Here is a 19,409-nt window from a genome sequence, read left to right on the forward strand (position 1 = left end):
CGCCGCAGACACCGTGATGCGACGCGACAACCAGGTCATGGCGGCAGCCCGGCAGGACACCACCAGCACAATCGGCACCACGGGCACCACGGGCACCACGGGCACCACGGGCACCATCGACGCCACCGGCACCGCCGCCCCCCTCGCGCTCGAAGCGACCGGCCGCGGCCGGTAGAGGCCGCGTCCGGGGACGAGCGATGGGCCACGCCCGGCGACGGCCGATGGGCCACGCCCGGGGACGCCTGCAGGCCGCGGCCGGGAGGAACCGGCAGACCGTGGCCGGGAAGCGGCAGCCGCAGCCGGGAAGCGGCAGGCCGCGGCCCCGGCCGCCGGCGGGCCCCACGTGCGGGGGCGCGGGGGCGAGACGGGGCCGCGCGGCGCACGCTCCTGCCCGCGCCCCCTCCACGTACTCCCCCACACCCTCCCCCGCACTCCCCGGCCGCCTGTCCTCGGAGGGACAGGCGGCCGGGGGCCGGCCCGTTCGGGAACCGGTGAGCGGTGGATCAGTGCGGCTCGTGCCGGAGTTCCGTCCGGTCGAGACGGGCGTCCCGGGCCGCCAGGGGCCGGGCCGCCGACGGGTCCGCGGTGACGGCCGCCGAGGCCACCTGGGCCCAGGCCAGAATGCGGGCCGTGGCCCGCGCCTTCTGCGCGGGTTCGAGACCGGCGACGTTCGCGCCGTGGTTCGCGCCCGGGGCCGTGAACACGTACGAGTCACGGGCGCCGGGGCCGAGTCGGAAACGTTCGGCGCCCCAGGGGTCGTTCTGGCCGTAGACGTAGAGCATCCGCGTGGCGTGCCGGCGCACCCAGGTGTCGACGTCGCGCATCGCCGAGGGGTCGAACCGCATCGGGATGGACCGCGGCACGAAGGTCCGCGGCGGCTGGTAGCCGTACCGGGTCAGGCCCTTCAGGTCCGGCAGCGTGATGGTGGGCGCGCCGAGTTGGGTACCGGCCTGGTAGTAGTACGGCGTGTAGGGCTCAAGGCCCTGGTCGGTGTAGAACGACCAGCCGGAGATGTCGTCCACGTAGTCGAAGAGCTCCTGGTCCGAGGCGGTGGCGGCGTCGGGCACCGCCGCGCACTCGGCCTGAAGGTGGTACTGCCAGAAGCCCCACGCCACATCGAGGACGACCGCCTCGAAGGCCTTGTCGAGGGTGCCGACGGTGCTGAAGGTGTAGCCGTTGGCGGCGGCGTAGTCGGCGTACATCTTCTCCAGCGGGGCACGGCGCAGCAGCGCCTCGCGCTGCACGGCGGTCAGCGCCTTCCGGCAGTCGGCGGTGCCGACCTGCTCGAAGAACACGTCGTACGCCGAGTCCTCGTCGTTCACGACGTCGTTCGGCGCGACGTACGCGACGACGCCGTCCATGTCGTCCGGGTAGAACCGCTCGTAGTAGGTGGCGGTCATGCCGCCCTTGGAGGCGCCGGTGGCCAGCCACTTCTGCCCGTAGACCGGCTTCAGCGCCTCGAAGATCCGGTGCTGGTCGCTGGCGGCCTGCCAGATGTCGAGCTTGGACCAGTCGGCCGGGCTCGGCCGCGACGGGGTGAAGTACCGGTACTCCAGGGAGATCTGGTTGCCGTCCACGATCCGGGTCGGCTCGGCGCGTCCCGGCTGGGTCGAGAGGTTGTAGCCGCCGGTGTAGAAGACGGTGGGGCGGCTGACGTCCTTGTGCAGGACGGTCAGACGCTGCTGGAACGTGCCGCGGTCGGGGTGCCGGTGGTCCACCGGCTGGGTGTAGGCGAGGACGAAGTAGCGGTAGCCGTCGTACGGCTTCTCCTCGATGAGCCTCATGCCGGGGATGGCCAGGAGCCGGTCCTTGATGTCGGTGGTGCCCTGGGCGGCGGCGGGTACGGCGGCCCCCGCCGGACTCGCGGTGCTGCCGAGCGTGCCCAGGGTGCCGATCAGCACCACGAGCGCCAGCAGCCATCTGACAGCCTTGCGCATGCACTCTCCTCCGGTTCGCCCGCGATGCGGGGGATGCACGAACGCGTGCGCGAACCTAGCGGAGTGCCAGTCCGGTCACCAGAGGCCCTCGGAAGCTGCTTCCTGCCCCTTGCTCCCGGCCGCCAGACGGTCCCGCCGTGAGAAGGAGCGCTCTGCGGGTTTGTCGCGGCACCCGGATCTCTCGTTCGTGTGGGGCCCTGGGGGCGGCGATGCTGCTCGGGAACCCGTGCCTTCAGTTCGCCGGGGCGGTGTCGCTGTCCGCGGAGGGTGGCCGGGTCACGGGGTCAGGTCCTCCGTCCGGCCGGTGTGCGGCTGCCCGGTCGTCCACGAGGTGAGGATCCGCAGGGCATCGTGGGACGGGGTCCCGGGCTCGGCGGTCAGAACCATCAGGCGCTGGCCCGAGCCGTCGGGGCTGGTCCACGTGTCGCAGTCCAGCGTGAGGTCGCCGACCAGGCGATGTCGGTAGTGCTTGACGCCGTAGCCGGCGGTGATGACCCGGTGTTCGGCCCACCAGGTGCGGAAGTCGGAGTCCTGGACGGACAGCTCGCCGACCAGGCGGGCGAGTTCCGGGTCGTCGGGGTCGGCCGCGGCCTCCATGCGCAGCGCGGAGACGGCGTCCCGGGCGTCGCGCTCCCACTCCAGGTACATGTCCCGGAACGCCTGGTCGGTGAAGAGCAGGTGCACGTAGTTGCGGCGGACCGGCGCAATCGCGGAGAAGTCGGTGAACAGGGCCGCGGCGGCCGGGTTCCAGGCCAGGATGTCCAGGCGTTTGCCGAGCACCATGGCGGGGGTCTGCGTGAGCTGGTCCAGGAGGCGCTGCACGGCGGGCCTTGCCCGCTGTACAGTGCGTCGGCGGCGCGGCCGTGCATCCGACTTGCCCGCGAGTTCGTACATGTACTTCTTCTGGTCGTCGTCGAGACGCAGCGCGCGGGCCAGGGTGGCGAGCACCGAGGCGGAGGCCCGGACACGGTCCTGCTCCAGCCGTGTGTAGTAGTTGACGCTGATCGCGGCGAGCTGGGCGACCTCCTCGCGGCGCAGTCCGGCGACCTTGCGGGCGGAGTCCGACTCGGGCAGGCCGCACTCGTGCGGTGTGAGCTGTGCCCGGCGGGCTCTGAGAAAGGCCCCGAGGCGGGAATCGGATGCCGAATTCATACTTTCCATCCTCACATATTCCCTCGGACAGGGAACGTGTTCGAGGGGGGCAGGATCCTTCCCAGGCAAGAACCTTCCCCTTTTCCTCACGACGACCCGGGGCCACTGTGGAAGGGCCCTGGCAGGCAGCTGCCGATGGGGCTCCAGTTGTGAGGAACGGCACTCATGGGAGATGACGTGGAATCGCCTGAAGACTTGGTCGTCATCGTCACCGGGGCTTCGAGTGGAATCGGGAACGCGACCGCGGCACGGCTGGTGCGGCGGGGTTGGTCAGTCGTGGCCTCCGACGTGAACGGGGGCCGGTTGGCGGAATCGGCGAAGGACGTACCCGGACTTGAGACCTTTGTGGCGGACGTGTCCTCCCGGGCGGACAACGAGGCGTTGGTCGAGTTCGCCGTGTCCCGCTTCGGGCGGCTGGACGGAATCGTGCTGAATGCTGGAGTCAGCAGGGCCGCCCCTTTCGAAGCGGTGACCGAGTCGGATATCAATCGGCACGTGGACGTCAACCTGAAAGGCGTGGTGTACGGCGTTCAGGCGGCGCTCCCGCGGTTGCGTGCCGCGCGGGATCCGGCAATTGTCGTGACAGCGTCCACGAACGGTCTGGGTGGCGACAGCCCGCTGTCCGTCTACTCGGCAAGCAAGTTCGCGGCCGTGGGCATGGTGAAGTCCCTGGCTCGCGAACTCGGCCGTTATGGTGTGCGGGTGAACGCCGTCTGTCCCGGCCCGACGAATCATACCGGGATGAGTATTCCGTTCGAGCGGGAATTCCCGGAGGCCTTCGCGGAGATCACGAGGCAGGTGCCGCTCGCCCGATGGGCCGACCCGGATGAGATCGCGGCCGCCGCGGAGTTCCTTGTCTCACCGGCGGCGTCCTACGTCAACGGCGTCGCGCTGCCGGTCGACGGCGGGGCTTCGGCCGGCAGCGGGCTCCACCCGCCTGCCCGGGTCGGCGATGAACTCCGCGATTTCGAGCATGCGCACGAAAGTCTCCGCGGGAAGTCGTGACCGGTGACCGGGCTACCGGGCTACCGGGCTACCGGGCCTACCGGGCCGATACCCATCGGCTGGACGAGCGGATCACCGGACGTGCTGTCCGACGGGTGGTTCGCATGACGTACAGAGCCGGATTCATCCGCATTCACGCAGTCGACGAGAGTCTGAAGGGAATCTCAATGATGAAGTCAAGCCGCTTGCGTGACCGGCGGGGCGGAGGTGAACAGCCTTTGGTCACGCAGCATGGCCCACAGCACGTCGACTCGACGTCGGGCGAGCGCAAGCAATGCTTGGGTGTGGATCAACCCTTCGGATCGCTTCCGCAGGTAGTAGTCGCGAGATGGGCCGGGCCGCATCATGGCGGTCTGTGCGGCCAGGTAGAAGATGTGCCGCAGGCGCCGGTTGTAGCGTTTGGGCCGGTGGTAGTTGCCGGTGCGGCGGCCGGAGTCCCGGGCGACGGGGGCCAGGCCGGCGTGGGAGGCGAGGCGGCCAACGTCGCGATAGCCGGACAGGTCACTGACGATGGCGACGAACTCGGCTCCCAGGATCGGACCCATGCCAGGCATGGACTCGATGATCTCGGCACGGTCGTCGGCGCGGAAGGTCTCGCGGATCTCCCGGTCGTTGTCCTTGATCCGCTCGTCCAGGGACAGGAGCTGGTGAGCGAGGTCGCAGACGAGCTTGGCGGCCCGCTTCTCGCCGGGCAGGGCGATCTGCTGGGACTGGGCAGCCTCAACGGCCTTGGCCGCGACGGTGCCGGCACTGCGGACCTTGCGGCGTTCCAGCCAGGCCGTCAGCCGCTTGACGCCGATCCTTCGCAGGGCAGCGGGGGTTTGGTACTCGGTGAGCATGACGACCGGGCCTTTGGCCGCGGAGTAGTCGAAGGCCCGCTCCAGCGCCGGGCAGATGCCCACCAGCAGGTCACGGAGCCGGTTGATCAGCCGGACCCGGTCGGCGATCAGGTCAGCCCGGCAGTTCGTCAGGACCCGGAGCGTGGAGACCAGTTCCGGGGGCGTGTCCAGGACCGCGAAGCCCTTTGGGCGCATGCGGGCCTGATCGGCGATGACCCGTGCGTCCTTGGCGTCGGTTTTGCCCTCGCCCTGGTAAGCGCCGGACATCCGGTTGACCGTCCGCCCGGGAACGTAGACCACGTTCTGGTCGTGTGCGATCAGCAGGGCCAGCAGCAGCGTGGAGGCCCGGCCGGAGATGTCCACCGCCCACCGCACATCCTCGGCCCACTCGCGGGCGGTCTCGATGAGGGTCAGGATCTGGGCCTCATCGTTGATCACCTTTGTCGAGAACAGGGTCTCCCCGTCCAGGCCGAGCCCCACTGCCCAGTGGTGGCCCTTGCCGGCATCGATACCGACCCATATCCGCGTCTGCCGCGTGCTCAAGTCCGTTGCTCCATGTCCTTCTCGACCAGCACTCCGTGGCCCGAAGAACACCCCGCCGACAGGTCCCTAACCAGCGATGACCGCAGTTCTCAATCAGTGGTCGGAGCGTCCCGGAGGACCGGGCGGCCATTCCTTTCGAGCCATCAACGGCAACACCTCATCAGCCACACCCGGTCCTCCCGGACCGCCAACCATTCTTAGGGACGACCTCATGGACAAGGTTTTTCTCATCACCGGTGCCGGACGCGGACTCGGCGCCGCTGTGGCGCGGGCCGCACTGGCTGAGGGACATCCGGTCGTGGCCACCGGGCGACGACCGGATGCGGTCGAGGAGGCCCTCGGTGGGCCTCGCGGCAACCTGGTGACGATCCGCCTCGATGTGACAAGCCCGGCGGACGCACAAGCCGCGGCGGAAGGGGCCCTTGAGCGGTTCGGGCGCATCGATGTACTCGTCAACAACGCCGGCACGTTCTACCCCGGCTACTTCGAGGAGATCGCGTACGAGCACATGCGGCAGCAGATCGAGACGAATCTCTTCGGCCCGATGAATGTGACACGCGCCGTGCTGCCGGTCATGCGCCGTCAGCGGGCCGGTCACGTCATCACCATCTCTTCCGTCACCGGTCTTATCGGCGCAGAGGGCAACTCCCAGTACGCCGCCTCGAAATTCGGCGTGGAGGGTTGGATGGAATCCCTCCACCCCGAGGTGGCTCCCTACGGCATCCGCACCACCGTGGTGGAACCCGGTTTCTTCAGCACCGACCTGCTCCAGGCGGGGACCTGGCCCCAGACACCCGTCGACGACTACGCCGGCCGCGCACGGAATCTGCTTTCCGCCTGGCAGGCGATGAACGGGCCACAGGCAGGCGACCCGGAAAAGCTCGCCCACGCGCTCCTGACCGTGGCGGCTCTCCCGGAGCCACCCCAGCGTTTCGTCGCGGGTGACGACGCACTCGCCGCCGCGGAAGCCAAAGCCCTTCAGCTCCAGGAACAGGTGGAGGCGTCCCGGACATGGGGCACACACCTCGCGCACCGAGACGGGTGACGCCCCCCGGGGGGACCGCGCCCAGCCACGACGAGCCCGCGCAACGGCCACCGGCCGCACGGACGCCCCGGGAACGCGCCGGCACGCCCACGTTCACGCCGTGACGGACTCCGGCTCCTGCCCAGGCCCCCGCCCCGGGACGGCCAGCGTCTCGGGGCCCGCGTCCTCCCCGAGGAACGTGAACCAGAGCCGGGCGTAATGCCCACCCGCGGCGACGAGTTCGTCGTGCGTCCCGTCCTCCACGACCCGACCGTGATCCATCACCACCACTCGATCCGCCCGGGCGGCGGTGGTGAGCCGATGGGCCACGATCAAGGTGGTACGCGCACCGGGCCCGGCCGGGGAACCGGCCCCCGCCGGAGCCGCCGCCGACCCGGCCCCCGCCGCGGAACCGGCCCCCGCCGCGGAACCGGCCGCCGCCGCGGCCCGGCGACGCCCCGCAAGCCGCTCGGTCGCCCGATTGACCTCGGCCTCGGTCGCCAGATCAAGCGCCGCCGTCGCCTCGTCGAGCAGCAGGATCACCGGATCCACGAGCTCCGCCCGCGCCAGCGCGATCAGCTGCCGCTGCCCCGCCGAGAGATTGCGCCCCCGCTCGCTGACCTCGTGGAGATAGCCACCGTCGAGCGTGGCGATCATGTCGTGCGCGCCCACGGCCCGGGCCGCCGCCTCCACCTCCGCGTCGCTCGCCTCGGGCCTGCCGTAGGCGATGGCGTCGCGCACGGTCCCGGCGAAGAGGTACGCCTCCTGCGGGACGACGCCGAGCCGCTGCCGGTACGCCGTCAGGTCCAGCTCCCGTATGTCCGTGCCGTCGACGGTGAGCCGCCCGCTCGTCGGGTCGTAGAACCGCGCCACCAGTTTGACGAGGGTGGACTTGCCCGCCCCGGTCTCGCCGACGAAGGCGACGGTCTGTCCGGCCGGTATCCGCAGGGTGACCCCGCGCAGTGCCGCCTCCCCGCCCGACCCGGCACCGCCCGACCCGGCACCGCCCGACCCGGCACCGCCCGACCCGGCACCGCCCGACCCGGCACCGCCGGCCACGGCACCGCCCGCTGCTCCCTCGGCCACGGCACCGCCGGCCGGGCCCCCGTCGGCCACCGCACCGTCCGCGGAGCCGCCGCCCGCCCCGGCGCTCGCGGCATAGTCGAACACGACGTCCTCGAAGGCGATCTCGCCGCGCAGCTCGCCGACCGCCCGGGGCGCGGCCGGTGCCTCGACGGACGTCGGCACCCGCAGCAGCTCCTGGATGCGGCCCAGGGAGACGGTGGCCTGCTGGTAACCGTCGAAGACCTGGGAGAGCTGCTGGACGGGCGCGAAGAACAGATCGATGTAGAGCAGGTATGCGACCAGCGCACCGGTGGTCAGGGTGGCGTTCTCCACCCGCCCCGCGCCGATGATCAGCACGAGCGCCCCCGCGACCGACGACAGCAGCTGGACGAACGGGAAGTACATCGAGATCAGCCACTGCCCGCGCACCCTGGCCGCCCGGTAGGCACGGCTGCGTTCGGCGAACCGCGCCGAGCCCGCCCGCTCCCGCCGGAACGCCTGCACGATCCGCAGCCCCGCGACGGTCTCCTGGAGGTCGGCGTTGACGACGGAGACGCGCTCCCGGGCCAGCTCGTACGCCTTCTTGCTCTTCCTGCGGAAGTAGAACGTGCCGACGAGCAGCGGCGGCAGCGTCGCGAAGACCACGAGGGCCAGCTGCACGTCGATGGCGAGCAGCGCGACCATGATGCCGAAGAAGGTGAGCAGCGAGACGAAGGCGGTGACCAGGCCGGTCTGGAGGAAGGTGGAGAGCGCGTCCACGTCCGTGGTCATCCGGGTCATGATCCGCCCGGACAGCTCCCGCTCGTAGTAGTCGAGGCCGAGCCTCTGGAGCTGGGCGAAGATCTTCAGCCGCAGGGTGTAGAGGACCCGCTCGCCGGTGCGCCCCGTCATCCGGGTCTCGCCGATCTGGGCCGCCCACTGCACGAGGACGGCGACCAGCGCCAGGGCGGCCGAGGACCAGACGGCGCCGAGCGCGAGGCGGTTGACGCCCTGGTCGATGCCGTGCCGGATGAGGACGGGCAGCAGCAGGCCCATGCCCGCGTCGACGGCGACCATGAGCAGGCCGGTCAGCAACGGTGTGCGGAACCCGCGCAGCAGCCTGCGCAGCCCGTACGACGGCTCGGGGCGCACGGCCGCCGCCTCGTCGACGTCGGGGGTGTCGGTGGCCGGCGGCAGCGCGTCGACCTGGGCGAGCAGTTCGGGGGTTGCGGGCATGCCGGTGAGCGCGGTGTCCTTCGGCGCCCGGTCGCCCGTCCACAGGCGGGGGGTGATGCCCCGCTCGGCGTCGAACTCGGCGTCCAGCTCTTCGCGCACGGTGCGGTCGGACGCCTCGGGGGCGGGCCCGGCGGCCGGTGCGGGACGGTGGCCGGGCGAGGGCCGGCCGGCCGAGGAGCCGCCCAGCTCGTCGGGGTCGGTCAGCAGCCGGCGGTAGAGGGCGCAGCGCCCGGTCAGCTCGTCGTGGGTGCCGATGTCGGCGAGCCGGCCGCCGTCGAGCACGGCGATCCGGTCGGCGAGGCCGAGGGTGGAGCGGCGGTGGGCGATGAGCAGCGTGGTGCGCGCGTCGGCGCGGTCGGCCGGGCCGGCCGCGGGGTCGCCGGCGCCCTGGCCGGACCGGCGTGCCATCACCGCGCGCAGGGCCTCGTGTATCTCGTGCTCCACGCGGGCGTCGACCGCGGAGGTGGCGTCGTCCAGGATGAGCAGCCGGGGATCGGTGAGGAGCGCGCGGGCGAGCGCGATGCGCTGGCGCTGGCCGCCGGAGAGGGTGAGGCCCTGCTCGCCGACCTTGGTGGCGTAGCCCTCGGGCAGCGCCCGGATGAACCCGTCGGCCTGGACGGCGCGCGCGGCGGCCTCGACCTCCTCCTGGGTGGCGTCCGGACGGCCGTACGCGATGTTGGCGCGGACCGTGTCGGAGAACAGGAAGCTGTCCTCGGGGACCAGGCCGATGGCGGCGCGCAGGGACTGGAGGGTCAGCTCGCGGACGTCGTGGCCGCCGACGAGGACGGCGCCTCGGGTCACGTCGTAGAAGCGCGGCAGCAGCAGCGAGAGGGTGGACTTGCCGGAGCCCGAGGCGCCGACGACGGCGACCGTCTCGCCCGCGGCGATGCTGAAGGAGAGGCCGTCGAGCACGGAGGTGGCGGACGCGTCGCCGTAGCCGAAGGAGACGTCGTCGAACTCGACGGTGGCCGCGGCGCCGGCGGGCAGCTCCTTCGTGCCGTCCGCGAGGGCGGGCCGGGTGTCGATCAGCTCCAGGACGCGTTCCACACCGGCCCGGGCCTGCTGGCCGATGGTCAGGACCACGGCGAGCATCCGCACCGGGCCGACGAGCTGGGCCAGGTAGGTGGAGAAGGCGACGAAGGTGCCGAGGGTGATCTCGCCGCGCACCGCGAGCCAGCCGCCGATGGCCAGCATGGCGACCTGCCCGAGCGCGGGCACGGCCTGGAGGGCGGGGGTGAACGTGGCGTTGAGCCGGATGGTGCGCAGCCGCCCCGCGTAGAGCCGCCGGCCGACCTGCCGGAGCTTGCCGGTCTCCTGCTCCTCCTGCCCGAACCCCTTGACGACCCTGACCCCCGACACGGCGCCGTCCACCACGCCCGCCACGGCCGCCGCCTGGGCCTGGGCGTACCAGGTGGCCGGGTGCATACGGGCGCGGCTGCGCTTGGCGATGACCATCAGGGCGGGGGCGACGCCGAGGGCGACGAGCGTGAGCGGCAGGGAGAGCCAGGCCATGATCACGAGGGAGATCACGAAGAGCAGAACGTTGCCGATCGTCATCGGCAGCATGAAGAGCAGGCCCTGGATGAGCTGGAGGTCGCTGGTGGCCCGTCCCACCACCTGGCCGGTGGACAGCTCGTCCTGGCGGCGGCCGTCCAGCCGGGTGACGGTGTCGTACATCTCCGTGCGCAGGTCGTGCTGCACGTCGAGGGCGAGCCGTCCGCCGTAGTAGCGGCGGACGAAGGTGAGGGCGTAGACGACGACGGCCGCGAGCAGGAACAGGGTGACCCAGACCGCCATGGAACGGGTGTGGGTGCCGATCACATCGTCGATGATCACCTTGGTGAGCAGCGGGACGACGGCGGTCACGGCCATGCCCGCCAGCGAGGACCCGAGGGCGAGGACGACGTCCCTCCGGTACCGCAGGGCGTACCCCGTCAGCCGCCGGGCCCAGCCGCCCCGGCGCCCGCCGCCCGCACTCCCCGCACGTCCGGCACCGTCCGTACGACTGCCGTCACCGCCTGTGCCCGCCACCCGCTGCCTCCTCGTACGCCTCCACCGCGATCTCCGGAAGGCGCCAACGCGGCGGACTGCGGATTTCATCCTTCCGCAACACTTCCACACCGAAGGACGGACCGCGCTCGGACGGAAGCCCTACACCTTCCGGGCCCCGGCCCGGCCCCGCGAGCGCGGCCCCTCGGACCCGCCGCCACCCGCGCCGCCCGCGCCGGCCGGCACGGGCGGCGGGCCGGACCCTGGCGAGGAGACAGCGCGGCCGGACGCGGCCAGAAGGCCGCCCCTCCAGCAGCACCCCGACGTCACCCCGCTCGGCCGTCCCGGCGGGCCTCTCCGGCGGCGGCAGCCGTCGCGCCTCCGGCGAAACCTCCTCGCCCGTCCGGTGCCGACCGCCGCCGGCAGTGTCATGCCTCGATGTCGTACTCCAGGATGTACGCGGACGCGTCCAGGACCATGTCGTTCACTTCGACCGCGCGTCCGTCGTCGGTGAAGGCGGTGCGGCGGACGAGGACGACCGGAGTGCCGGGAGCCAGCCGGAGCTGTTCCGTCTCACCGGCGCCGGGCATCCGCGAGCGGACCTCCTCGCGGAAGCGGACGGGCCCGCGTCCGATCTCGTCGAGCCGGGCGTAGATGCCGCCGGGCCCGGTGTCCGCCTCCGCGACCGCCGTGCCCGCCACGAGCGCAGCGTCCAGGTACGAGGTGGCGGCGAGGACCGGTCGGCCGTCGAGCACGAACCGCCGGCGGCGCACGCAGACCCTGCCGCCCTCATCCAGCCCCAGCACCCGGGCGACGTCCTCCGGCGGCTCCTCCTCTCCCACCGAAACCCCCTCGACGGCCAGCTCGCGCCCCGCGGTGTCCGTCTCCCACATGGACCGGCCCGCTCGCCGGTTCTCCGCGGAGAGCCGCTGCACACTGCGCCGCCGCACCGGCCGGAACTCCCTGACGAACACCCCGGCGCCCTTGCGCGCCTCCACAAGCCCTTCCGCCTGTAGCACCCCGAGCGCCTGCCGTGCGGTCATCCTGGCCACCTCGTACCGCGCCATCAGGTCGTTCTCCCCCGGAAGCCGCTCCCCCGGCCCGTACTCACCCGCCTCGACGGCGGCCTTCAGCTCCTCGGCGATGCGCTGATACTTGGGCTGCCGCCCGGAGCCCCGGCTGACCATGAGGCAGTCCTCTCTTCGTCATCTCTAGACACCTCGGGTCATCCTAGGCGGCCGATTCCGACCGGCCGCCTCCACCTTCTGACCACTGCACATCCCTCAGAAGACATCTCCAGAGAAGAGGCTGACGCAGGAGTCCCACTCCCGATTTACTCACCACATCTCTAGAGATGTTTCCATGACGCACACCTTCTGGAAGCTTTCGTGACGAGCGCCGACGCCGTCGACATGCGCTGGCAACTGCCCCGGACACCACGCAGCGCCGGCCGGGCACGAGCAGTTCTGCGGTCCCGGCTGGCGGCCTGGGGAATCGCGGGCGAACCCGCGGAGACGGCGGAACTGCTGCTCTCGGAGCTGGTGGCGAACGCCGTCCGGCACGCCCCGCGGCAGAGAGATCGCCGTGCGCTTGCCCGGTACGAGGGGCGGCTACGCGTCGAAGTCTCGGACGCGGACGACCGGCTGCCCCGGCCGCGGGCCGCCGGCGTGGACGACGAGGGCGGTCGCGGCCTGCGGCTGGTGGAGACGTTGGCCGAGCGGTGGGGATGCGACCCCCGGCCGCACGGCATCGGGAAGGCCGTCTGGGCCGAAGTGGGAACCGGGGAGCGGGTCAGTCCCGCTGCCGGGACGCCGCTATCTGCCGTGTCATCAGCGTGATCAGTTCGTACGCCGTGTGGGACGCCGCCACCGACGTGATCTCCGCGTGGTCGTAGGCGGGGGCGACCTCGACCACGTCCGCCGAGACCAGGTGGCAGGAGGAGAGGCCGCGGAGGATCTCCAGGAGTTCGCGGGAGGTGAGGCCGCCGGCCTCGGGAGTGCCGGTGCCGGGGGCGTGGGCCGGGTCCAGGACGTCGATGTCGACCGATATGTACAGGGGGCGGTCGCCGATGCGCTGCCGGAGCTGGTCGGTCACCTCGTCCACGCCGCGCCGCATCACGTCCGCCGAGGTGACGATGCCGAAGCCCATCCTGGCGTCGTCGTCCAGGTCCTGCTTGCCGTAGAGGGGTCCCCGGGTGCCGACGTGGCAGAGGGCGGCGGTGTCGAGGATGCCCTCCTCGGTGGCCCGCCGGAACGGCGTGCCGTGGGTGTACGCGGCACCGAAGTAGGTGTCCCAGGTGTCCAGGTGCGCGTCGAAGTGGAGGAGCGCCACGGGCCCGTGCCGCTTGGCCACGGAGCGCAGCAGCGGCAGCGCGATCGTGTGGTCGCCGCCGAGCGTCAGCAGCCGGGCGCCGGTGCCCAGCAGGCCGTCCGCGGCCGCCTCGACGGTCTCCACCGCCTCGTCGATGTCGAACGGGTTCGCGGCGATGTCGCCCGCGTCCGCGACCTGCGCCAGGGCGAACGGCGAGGCGTCCTGCGCGGGGTTGTAGGGGCGCAGCAGCCGGGACGCCTCCCGGATCGCGTTGCCGCCGAACCGGGCGCCCGGACGGTACGAGACCCCGCTGTCGAACGGCACCCCGACGACCGCCACCTCCGCGGCACCCGGCCCGAGCTCGTCGAGCCGTGGCAGCCGGGCGAAGGTCGCGGGGCCGGCGTACCGCGGGACGCGGGAGGAGTCGACGGGGCCCCGGGGGGTCTCGTGGGTCATGGACAAGCCTTCCTTTCTGCGCTTTCGCCGCGTTCCGCGACTGTATCGCCGGGCGGGGGCGCGCACGCACCCGCGGGGGTGCCCCGCCAGGGGCGCGCGCGCCCGGCGCCCGGGCGGGCATCCCAGCGTTCGGGACCGCCACCCCCGTCCGCCTCCGCCGACGGCACAATGGGACCTATGCCGATACCCGGGACACCCAGCCGCGCCGAGCTCGTCGAGCACCTCGTGCGCACCCGCATCGCGGGAGAGGTCGCCACTCCGCGTGAGAACAACCTCTCGCACTACCGCAAGCTCGCGAACGGCGACCGGCACTACTGGCTCGGCCTGGAGCTCGGCGACCGCTGGGAGGACGAGCAGGACGTGCTCGCCGTGATGGCGGAGCGCTGCGGCGTCAACGACGACTTCGCGTACCGCTTCGGTCAGGACACCATCGACCCCGACCTGACGGTCGACGCCCTGGAGCGCCTCGCGGGCCGGCTGCGCAAGGCCGTGGAGGACGGCCAGCGGGTGCTGTTCGCGACCGGCCACCCGGGCGGGCTGCTGGATGTGCACCGGGCGACGGCCGCGGCGCTGCGCGCGGCGGGCTGCGAGGTCATGCGGATCCCGGAGGGCCTTCACACCACCGAGGGCATGGTGTTCCAGTTCGCGGACGTCGCGATGCTGGAGCGCGGCGCCACGCTCTGGCACACCCACTCCCCCGACCCGATGACGGCGGTGCTCGACGGCCTGGAGCGCCTCGGCCGCCCGCTGCCCGACCTGGTGGTCGCCGACCACGGCTGGGCGGGCTGCGCGGGCCAGCGCGGCCTGGACGCCTGCGGCTACGCGGACTGCAACGACCCCGCCCTCTTCATCGGCGAGGCGGAGGGCACCCTCCAGGTCACCATCCCCCTGGACGACCACGTCACCAGCCCCCGCCACTACGACCCCATGACGGCGTACCTGCTGGCCGCGGCGGGCCTGGAGGACGCGCCCTAGCGGGTCACACCCGGGGAGCGTCCCCCCGCCTGGGCCACCCCGGGAGGGCGGCCCCCGCCGACGGCGGCCGCAGGCTGCCACCCGGGCGGCGGCCGGCGGCGGCCGGGCCGGGGTACCCGGGCGGTCACCGCGGCACCCGGGCGGTCACCGCGGCACCCGGACGACCCCTTCCTGGATCACCGTGATCGCCAGCTGCCCGTCCTGGGTGAAGATCCGCGCCTGTCCGAGGCCCCGCCCGCCGTGCGCCGACGGCGACTGCTGGTCGTACAGCAGCCACTCGTCCGCGCGGAACGGCCGGTGGAACCACATCGCGTGGTCGAGCGAGGCCCCCACGACGTCGCCGGTGGTCCACCCGCCGCGGCCGTGCGCGAGCAGTACGGAGTCCAGCAGCGTCATGTCGGAGACGTACGTGGCGAGGCAGACGTGCAGCAGCGGGTCGTCGGCGAGTTTGCCGTCCGTGCGGAACCACACCTGGGAGCGCGGCTCCCGCGGCTGCCCCACCGTGGCGTACGGCGGCGGGTCCACGTACCGCAGATCGACCCCGGCGCGCGCCTGAAGCATCCGCTCGACGACGTCCGGCGCGAGGAACCGGTCCGCGTACCTCGGCAGCATCTCCCCGGCGGTGGGCAGCGACTCGGGGTCGGGCGCGTCCGGCATGGCGGCCTGGTGGTCGAGCCCGTCCTCGTACGTCTGGAAGGACGCGGAGAGGTGGAAGACCGGCTGGCCGTGCTGGACGGCGACGACCCGGCGGGTGGTGAAGGAGCGGCCGTCGCGGATCCGGTCGACCGTGTAGACGATGGGCGCGCCTGGGTCGCCCATGCGCAGGAAGTACGCGTGCAGCGAGTGCGCGTCCCGGCCCTCGGGGACGGTGCGGCCGGCCGCCACCAGGGCCTGCGCGGCGACCTGGCCGCCGAAGACCCGCGGGACGACCGCGGACCGCGACCGGCCCCGGAAGATGTCCTCCTCGATCCGCTCCAGGTCGAGCAGTTCGAGCAGTGAGCTGAGTGCTGGATGCATGATGTCGTGCTCGGCGGCCTCGGCGGCCCGCACCGCGGTCACCGCCGCCTTTCCCTTCTTCTGCCGGCCGGCGGGCCGCTACAGCCCCATGTCCTTGGCGATGATCATCTTCATGACCTCGCTGGTGCCGCCGTAGATGCGGTTGACACGGTTGTCGGCGTACAGCCGGGCGATCGGGTACTCGTTCATGTAGCCGTAGCCGCCGTGCAGCTGGAGGCAGCGGTCGATGACACGGTGCGCGACCTCGGTGCAGAAGAGCTTGGCGCTGGCGGCCTCCGCCGCGGTCAGCTCGCCGGCGTCGTGGGCCTCCAGGGCGCGGTCGACGACCGCCTCCGCGGCGTCCACCTCGGCCTTGCAGGCGGCCAGTTCGAACTTGGTGTTCTGGAACGACGCGACGGGCTTGCCGAAGACGGTGCGCTCCTCCACGTACCGCTGGGCGAACCGGATGGCGGCCTTCGCCTGGGCGTAGGCGCCGACGGCGATGCCGAGGCGCTCCTGCGGGAGGTTCTGGCCGAGGTACGAGAAGCCCTTGTTCTCCTCGCCGAGCAGGTCCCCGACGGGCACCTTCACGTCGGTGAAGGACAGCTCGGCGGTGTCCGAGGTCTTCAGGCCCAGCTTGTCGAGCTTGCGGCCGACCGCGTACCCCTCGGACGTGGTGTCCACGACGAGCAGCGAGATGCCGTACCGGCGGTCCTGCTCGGACGGCGGGGCGGTGCGGGCGCAGACGATGACCCGGTCGGCGTGCACCCCGCCGGTGATGAAGGTCTTGGCGCCGTTGAGGACGTAGTGGGTGCCGTCCTCGGAGAGCCTGGCGGTGGTCTTCATGCCGGCCAGGTCGGATCCGGTGCCGGGCTCGGTCATGGCGATGGCGAACATCGTCTCGCCGCTCACCAGGCCGGGCAGCCAGCGCTTCTTCTGCTCCTCGCTGGCGTACGCCTTCAGGTAGGGCAGGCAGAGGGCGACGTGCACGCCGGAGCCGCCGAAGGAGACGCCCGCGCGGGCGCACTCCTCGGAGATGACGGCCTGGAACTTGAACGACTCCTCGCCCGCGCCGCCGTACTCCTCGGGCACCTCGATGCCGAAGATGCCCAGCTCGCCGAGCTTGTGGTAGAAGTCACGCGGGACCTGGCCTGCCGCGAGCCACTCGTCGTAGACGGGCACGACCTCGGCCTCGATGAAGGCACGGATGGTGTCCCGGAAGGCCTCGTGGTCCTCGTTGAAGACGGTTCGGCGCACGGAGAACTCCCTCTACCGGGCCCTGCGGGCCCACATCCCGGACTAAGCGCTTGCTCAGTCTACGTTACCCGCCGGTTGGGTGGGGCGTCCAGGGACCCGCGTCACGGCCGGCGCCCACGGGTGGGGCCGCACGGCCGACCTCGGACGACTGGGACGCGGGGCGCCCCGCACCCGTCCGGGGTGCCCGTACCCGCGCGGGGGTGCTCCGCACAGACCCCGCCCCCACGGGGTGCGCGCGAAGGGTGCGAGGACGCGGACCGGGAGCCGCACCGTCAGCCTCCCGCCCCCGCCGCCCCTTCGAACGCCCCCCGCGCCAGCCGGTGCAGCAGTGCGGCCGTCTCGCCGCGCCCCGGCAGCGTGCCCGGCCCGCTGAGGTGGGGGGTCGAGTTCAGCAGTCCGAAGACGGCGTGCACGCACGCGCGTGCCTCGGTCTCGGCGAGCCGCGGGTACGCCTTGCGGACGGCCTCCACCCACAGCTCGACGTACTGGCGCTGGAGCTGGCGCACCAGCTTGCGGTCGCTGTCCCGGAGCCGGTCCAGCTCGCGGTCGTGCAGGACGATCAGGGGGCGGTCGTCGAGGGCGAAGTCGATGTGGCCCTCGATGAGGGAGTCCAGCACCGCGTGGGGCCCGCCGACCGCGGCGGCCACCCGCCGCCTGCCGCCGGTCAGCAGCTGCCCGCTGATACCCACCAGCAGCTCGGCGAGCATGGCGTCCTTGCCCGCGAAGTGCCGGTAGAGGCCCGGGCCGCTGATGCCGACCGCCGCCCCTATCTCGTCCACGCCGACGCCGTGGAAGCCCCGCTCGGCGAAGAGGCGCGCGGCCTCCTTGAGGATCTGCTCACGGCGGGACGGCGCGTCGGTTCTGGTACCCATGCCGGCAATTCTAGACAGGACGGTTAGCGGTCGTTAACCTTGGAGGCGAGGGTTAACGCTCATTAACGTGAGCGGACGGCGCCGGCGGCACGCGGCCGGCGGCGGCAGGACAAGGCGGCACAGGGCAAGGGGGCGCACAGATGCAGCAGGCACCGGTGCTGACGAGCACCGCCGACCCGGCCTCGGCGGCCTGGCGGGCCAACGAGGCGGCGCACCGCGCGCTCGCCGACGAGCTGCGCACCCGGCTCGCGGCGGCCCGGGAGGGCGGCGGCGAGCGGGCCAGGGCCCGCCATGTGGCGCGCGGCAAGCTGCTCCCCCGGGACCGCGTGGACGCCCTCCTCGACACGGGCTCGCCCTTCCTGGAGCTGGCGCCGCTGGCCGCGGAGGGCATGTACGAGGGCGCGGCGCCGGCCGCCGGGATGATCGCCGGCATCGGCCGGGTCTCGGGCCGGGCCTGCGTGATCGTCGCCAATGACGCCACCGTCAAGGGTGGCACCTACTACCCGATGACGGTGAAGAAGCACCTGCGCGCCCAGGAGGTGGCGCTGGAGAACCGGCTGCCCTGCGTGTACCTGGTCGACTCGGGCGGCGCCTTCCTGCCCATGCAGGACGAGGTCTTCCCCGACCGCGAGCACTTCGGCCGGATCTTCTACAACCAGGCCCGGATGTCCGGCGCCGGCATCCCCCAGATCGCCGCCGTCCTCGGCTCCTGCACGGCAGGCGGCGCCTATGTGCCCGCGATGAGCGACGAAGCGGTGATCGTGCGCGGCCAGGGCACCATCTTCCTGGGCGGCCCGCCGCTGGTGAAGGCCGCGACGGGCGAGGTGGTGACGGCCGAGGAACTGGGCGGCGGCGAGGTGCACTCCCGTGTCTCCGGCGTCACCGACCACCTCGCGGAGGACGACGCCCACGCCCTGCGCATCGTGCGCACCATCGTCTCCACGCTCCCCGAGCCGCCCGCGTTCCCCTGGCGCGTGGAGCCCGCGGAGGAGCCGAAGGTGGACCCGTTCGGGCTGTACGGCGCGGTCCCCGTGGACTCCCGCACGCCCTATGACGTGCGCGAGGTCATCGCGCGCGTGGTGGACGCCTCCCGGTTCGCCGAGTTCAAGGCGGAGTACGGCCAGACCCTGGTGACGGGCTTCGCGAGGATCCACGGCCATCCGGTCGGCATCGTCGCGAACAACGGCATCCTGTTCTCCGAGTCGGCCCAGAAGGGCGCCCACTTCATCGAGCTGTGCGACCAGCGCGGCATCCCGCTGCTCTTCCTGCAGAACATCTCGGGCTTCATGGTCGGCCGGGACTACGAGGCGGGCGGCATCGCCAAGCACGGCGCCAAGATGGTCACGGCCGTGGCCTGCACGCGCGTGCCCAAGCTGACGGTCGTCATAGGGGGTTCCTACGGCGCGGGGAACTACTCGATGTGCGGCCGCGCCTACGGCCCCCGCTTCCTGTGGATGTGGCCGGGCGCCAAGATCTCCGTGATGGGCGGCGAGCAGGCCGCCTCGGTGCTCGCCACGGTGCGGCGCGACCAGATGGAGGCCCGCGGCGAGGAGTGGTCCGCCGAGGACGAGGCCGCCTTCAAGGCCCCGATCCGCCGCCAGTACGAGACCCAGGGCAACGCCTACTACGCCACCGCCCGCCTCTGGGACGACGGCGTGATCGACCCCCTGGAGACCCGCCAGGTCCTCGGCCTCGCCCTCACGGCCTGCGCCCACGCCCCCCTCCCCGCCAGGCCCGCCGGCTTCGGCGTGTTCCGGATGTGAGGGGACGCACG

General features: G+C 72.3%; 15 protein-coding genes. 6 read left to right on the forward strand and 9 right to left on the reverse strand.

Annotated features, from left to right (window positions below; genetic code table 11):
* The first annotated feature begins 37 nt into the window (after positions 1-37).
* Positions 38-175: a hypothetical protein gene (locus tag ACSMXW_RS10690; protein ID WP_485805575.1), complete on the forward strand. Its 138-nt coding sequence runs from the start codon at positions 38-40 to the stop codon at positions 173-175.
* Positions 176-503: 328 nt separating this feature from the next.
* Here the strand turns inward: ACSMXW_RS10690 and ACSMXW_RS10695 are convergent, their stop codons facing one another.
* Both ACSMXW_RS10695 and ACSMXW_RS10700 read right to left on the reverse strand, forming a co-directional pair.
* Positions 504-1,937, reverse strand: a complete 1,434-nt coding sequence (locus tag ACSMXW_RS10695; protein WP_485805577.1) for a S28 family serine protease — start codon at positions 1,935-1,937, stop codon at positions 504-506.
* Between the two features lie 276 nt (positions 1,938-2,213).
* Complete coding sequence (locus ACSMXW_RS10700; protein ID WP_485805579.1) at positions 2,214-3,089, reverse strand: helix-turn-helix domain-containing protein; 876 nt, start codon at positions 3,087-3,089, stop codon at positions 2,214-2,216.
* A gap of 165 nt (positions 3,090-3,254) precedes the next feature.
* Here ACSMXW_RS10700 and ACSMXW_RS10705 point away from each other — a divergent pair, with 165 nt between their 5' ends.
* A complete protein-coding gene (locus ACSMXW_RS10705; RefSeq protein ID WP_485805581.1) occupies positions 3,255-4,094 on the forward strand; it encodes an SDR family NAD(P)-dependent oxidoreductase in 840 nt (279 codons plus the stop codon).
* Positions 4,095-4,270: 176 nt separating this feature from the next.
* Here the strand turns inward: ACSMXW_RS10705 and ACSMXW_RS10710 are convergent, their stop codons facing one another.
* The gene (locus ACSMXW_RS10710) at positions 4,271-5,476 is read right to left on the reverse strand and encodes an IS110 family RNA-guided transposase (RefSeq protein WP_485797927.1); all 1,206 of its coding nucleotides are present in this window, start codon (positions 5,474-5,476) and stop codon (positions 4,271-4,273) included.
* 211 nt (positions 5,477-5,687) lie between these two features.
* Between ACSMXW_RS10710 and ACSMXW_RS10715 the strand changes: the two genes are divergently transcribed.
* Complete coding sequence (locus ACSMXW_RS10715; protein WP_485807944.1) at positions 5,688-6,521, forward strand: SDR family oxidoreductase; 834 nt, start codon at positions 5,688-5,690, stop codon at positions 6,519-6,521.
* A gap of 93 nt (positions 6,522-6,614) precedes the next feature.
* Here ACSMXW_RS10715 and ACSMXW_RS10720 read toward each other — a convergent pair whose 3' ends face one another.
* On the reverse strand, positions 6,615-10,718 hold the full coding sequence (locus ACSMXW_RS10720; RefSeq protein ID WP_485807946.1) for an ABC transporter ATP-binding protein: 4,104 nt from the start codon (positions 10,716-10,718) through the stop codon (positions 6,615-6,617).
* Positions 10,719-11,197: 479 nt separating this feature from the next.
* The gene (locus tag ACSMXW_RS10725) at positions 11,198-11,956 is read right to left on the reverse strand and encodes a GntR family transcriptional regulator (protein WP_485805583.1); all 759 of its coding nucleotides are present in this window, start codon (positions 11,954-11,956) and stop codon (positions 11,198-11,200) included.
* A 201-nt stretch (positions 11,957-12,157) separates the two neighbouring features.
* Here ACSMXW_RS10725 and ACSMXW_RS10730 point away from each other — a divergent pair, with 201 nt between their 5' ends.
* A complete protein-coding gene (locus tag ACSMXW_RS10730; RefSeq protein WP_485805585.1) occupies positions 12,158-12,607 on the forward strand; it encodes an ATP-binding protein in 450 nt (149 codons plus the stop codon).
* Here the strand turns inward: ACSMXW_RS10730 and speB are convergent.
* Positions 12,561-13,535, reverse strand: a complete 975-nt coding sequence (speB, locus tag ACSMXW_RS10735) for an agmatinase (RefSeq protein WP_485805587.1) — start codon at positions 13,533-13,535, stop codon at positions 12,561-12,563. The genes ACSMXW_RS10730 and speB overlap by 47 nt on opposite strands.
* Before the next feature lie 177 nt (positions 13,536-13,712).
* Between speB and ACSMXW_RS10740 the strand changes: the two genes are divergently transcribed.
* Positions 13,713-14,510 (forward strand): phosphatase, encoded by a 798-nt coding sequence (locus ACSMXW_RS10740; RefSeq protein ID WP_485805588.1) that lies wholly within the window; start codon positions 13,713-13,715, stop codon positions 14,508-14,510.
* A 144-nt stretch (positions 14,511-14,654) separates the two neighbouring features.
* Here ACSMXW_RS10740 and tesB read toward each other — a convergent pair whose 3' ends face one another.
* The 3 genes from tesB to ACSMXW_RS10755 form a co-directional block, all read right to left on the reverse strand.
* A complete protein-coding gene (gene tesB / locus ACSMXW_RS10745) occupies positions 14,655-15,527 on the reverse strand; it encodes an acyl-CoA thioesterase II (protein ID WP_485807948.1) in 873 nt (290 codons plus the stop codon).
* A gap of 78 nt (positions 15,528-15,605) precedes the next feature.
* Positions 15,606-16,763, reverse strand: a complete 1,158-nt coding sequence (locus ACSMXW_RS10750; RefSeq protein ID WP_485805590.1) for an acyl-CoA dehydrogenase family protein — start codon at positions 16,761-16,763, stop codon at positions 15,606-15,608.
* A gap of 272 nt (positions 16,764-17,035) precedes the next feature.
* Positions 17,036-17,635 (reverse strand): SACE_7040 family transcriptional regulator, encoded by a 600-nt coding sequence (locus tag ACSMXW_RS10755; RefSeq protein WP_485805592.1) that lies wholly within the window; start codon positions 17,633-17,635, stop codon positions 17,036-17,038.
* Between the two features lie 140 nt (positions 17,636-17,775).
* Between ACSMXW_RS10755 and ACSMXW_RS10760 the strand changes: the two genes are divergently transcribed.
* The gene (locus tag ACSMXW_RS10760; protein ID WP_485805594.1) at positions 17,776-19,398 is read left to right on the forward strand and encodes a carboxyl transferase domain-containing protein; all 1,623 of its coding nucleotides are present in this window, start codon (positions 17,776-17,778) and stop codon (positions 19,396-19,398) included.
* Positions 19,399-19,409: the final 11 nt, after the last annotated feature.

The organism is Streptomyces sp. DSM 116793 (assembly GCF_057320905.1).

What these genes read in the sequence shown, in the direction of transcription:
- tesB (WP_485807948.1), bottom strand. Translation starts at nt 15,527, where the DNA reads ATGCATCCAGCACTCAGCTCACTGCTCGAACTGCTCGACCTGGAGCGG.
- ACSMXW_RS10695 (WP_485805577.1), bottom strand. Translation starts at nt 1,937, where the DNA reads ATGCGCAAGGCTGTCAGATGGCTGCTGGCGCTCGTGGTGCTGATCGGC.
- ACSMXW_RS10705 (WP_485805581.1), top strand. Translation starts at nt 3,255, where the DNA reads ATGGGAGATGACGTGGAATCGCCTGAAGACTTGGTCGTCATCGTCACC.
- speB (WP_485805587.1), bottom strand. Translation starts at nt 13,535, where the DNA reads ATGACCCACGAGACCCCCCGGGGCCCCGTCGACTCCTCCCGCGTCCCG.
- ACSMXW_RS10740 (WP_485805588.1), top strand. Translation starts at nt 13,713, where the DNA reads ATGCCGATACCCGGGACACCCAGCCGCGCCGAGCTCGTCGAGCACCTC.
- ACSMXW_RS10725 (WP_485805583.1), bottom strand. Translation starts at nt 11,956, where the DNA reads ATGGTCAGCCGGGGCTCCGGGCGGCAGCCCAAGTATCAGCGCATCGCC.
- ACSMXW_RS10755 (WP_485805592.1), bottom strand. Translation starts at nt 17,635, where the DNA reads ATGGGTACCAGAACCGACGCGCCGTCCCGCCGTGAGCAGATCCTCAAG.
- ACSMXW_RS10700 (WP_485805579.1), bottom strand. Translation starts at nt 3,089, where the DNA reads ATGAATTCGGCATCCGATTCCCGCCTCGGGGCCTTTCTCAGAGCCCGC.
- ACSMXW_RS10760 (WP_485805594.1), top strand. Translation starts at nt 17,776, where the DNA reads ATGCAGCAGGCACCGGTGCTGACGAGCACCGCCGACCCGGCCTCGGCG.
- ACSMXW_RS10690 (WP_485805575.1), top strand. Translation starts at nt 38, where the DNA reads ATGGCGGCAGCCCGGCAGGACACCACCAGCACAATCGGCACCACGGGC.
- ACSMXW_RS10715 (WP_485807944.1), top strand. Translation starts at nt 5,688, where the DNA reads ATGGACAAGGTTTTTCTCATCACCGGTGCCGGACGCGGACTCGGCGCC.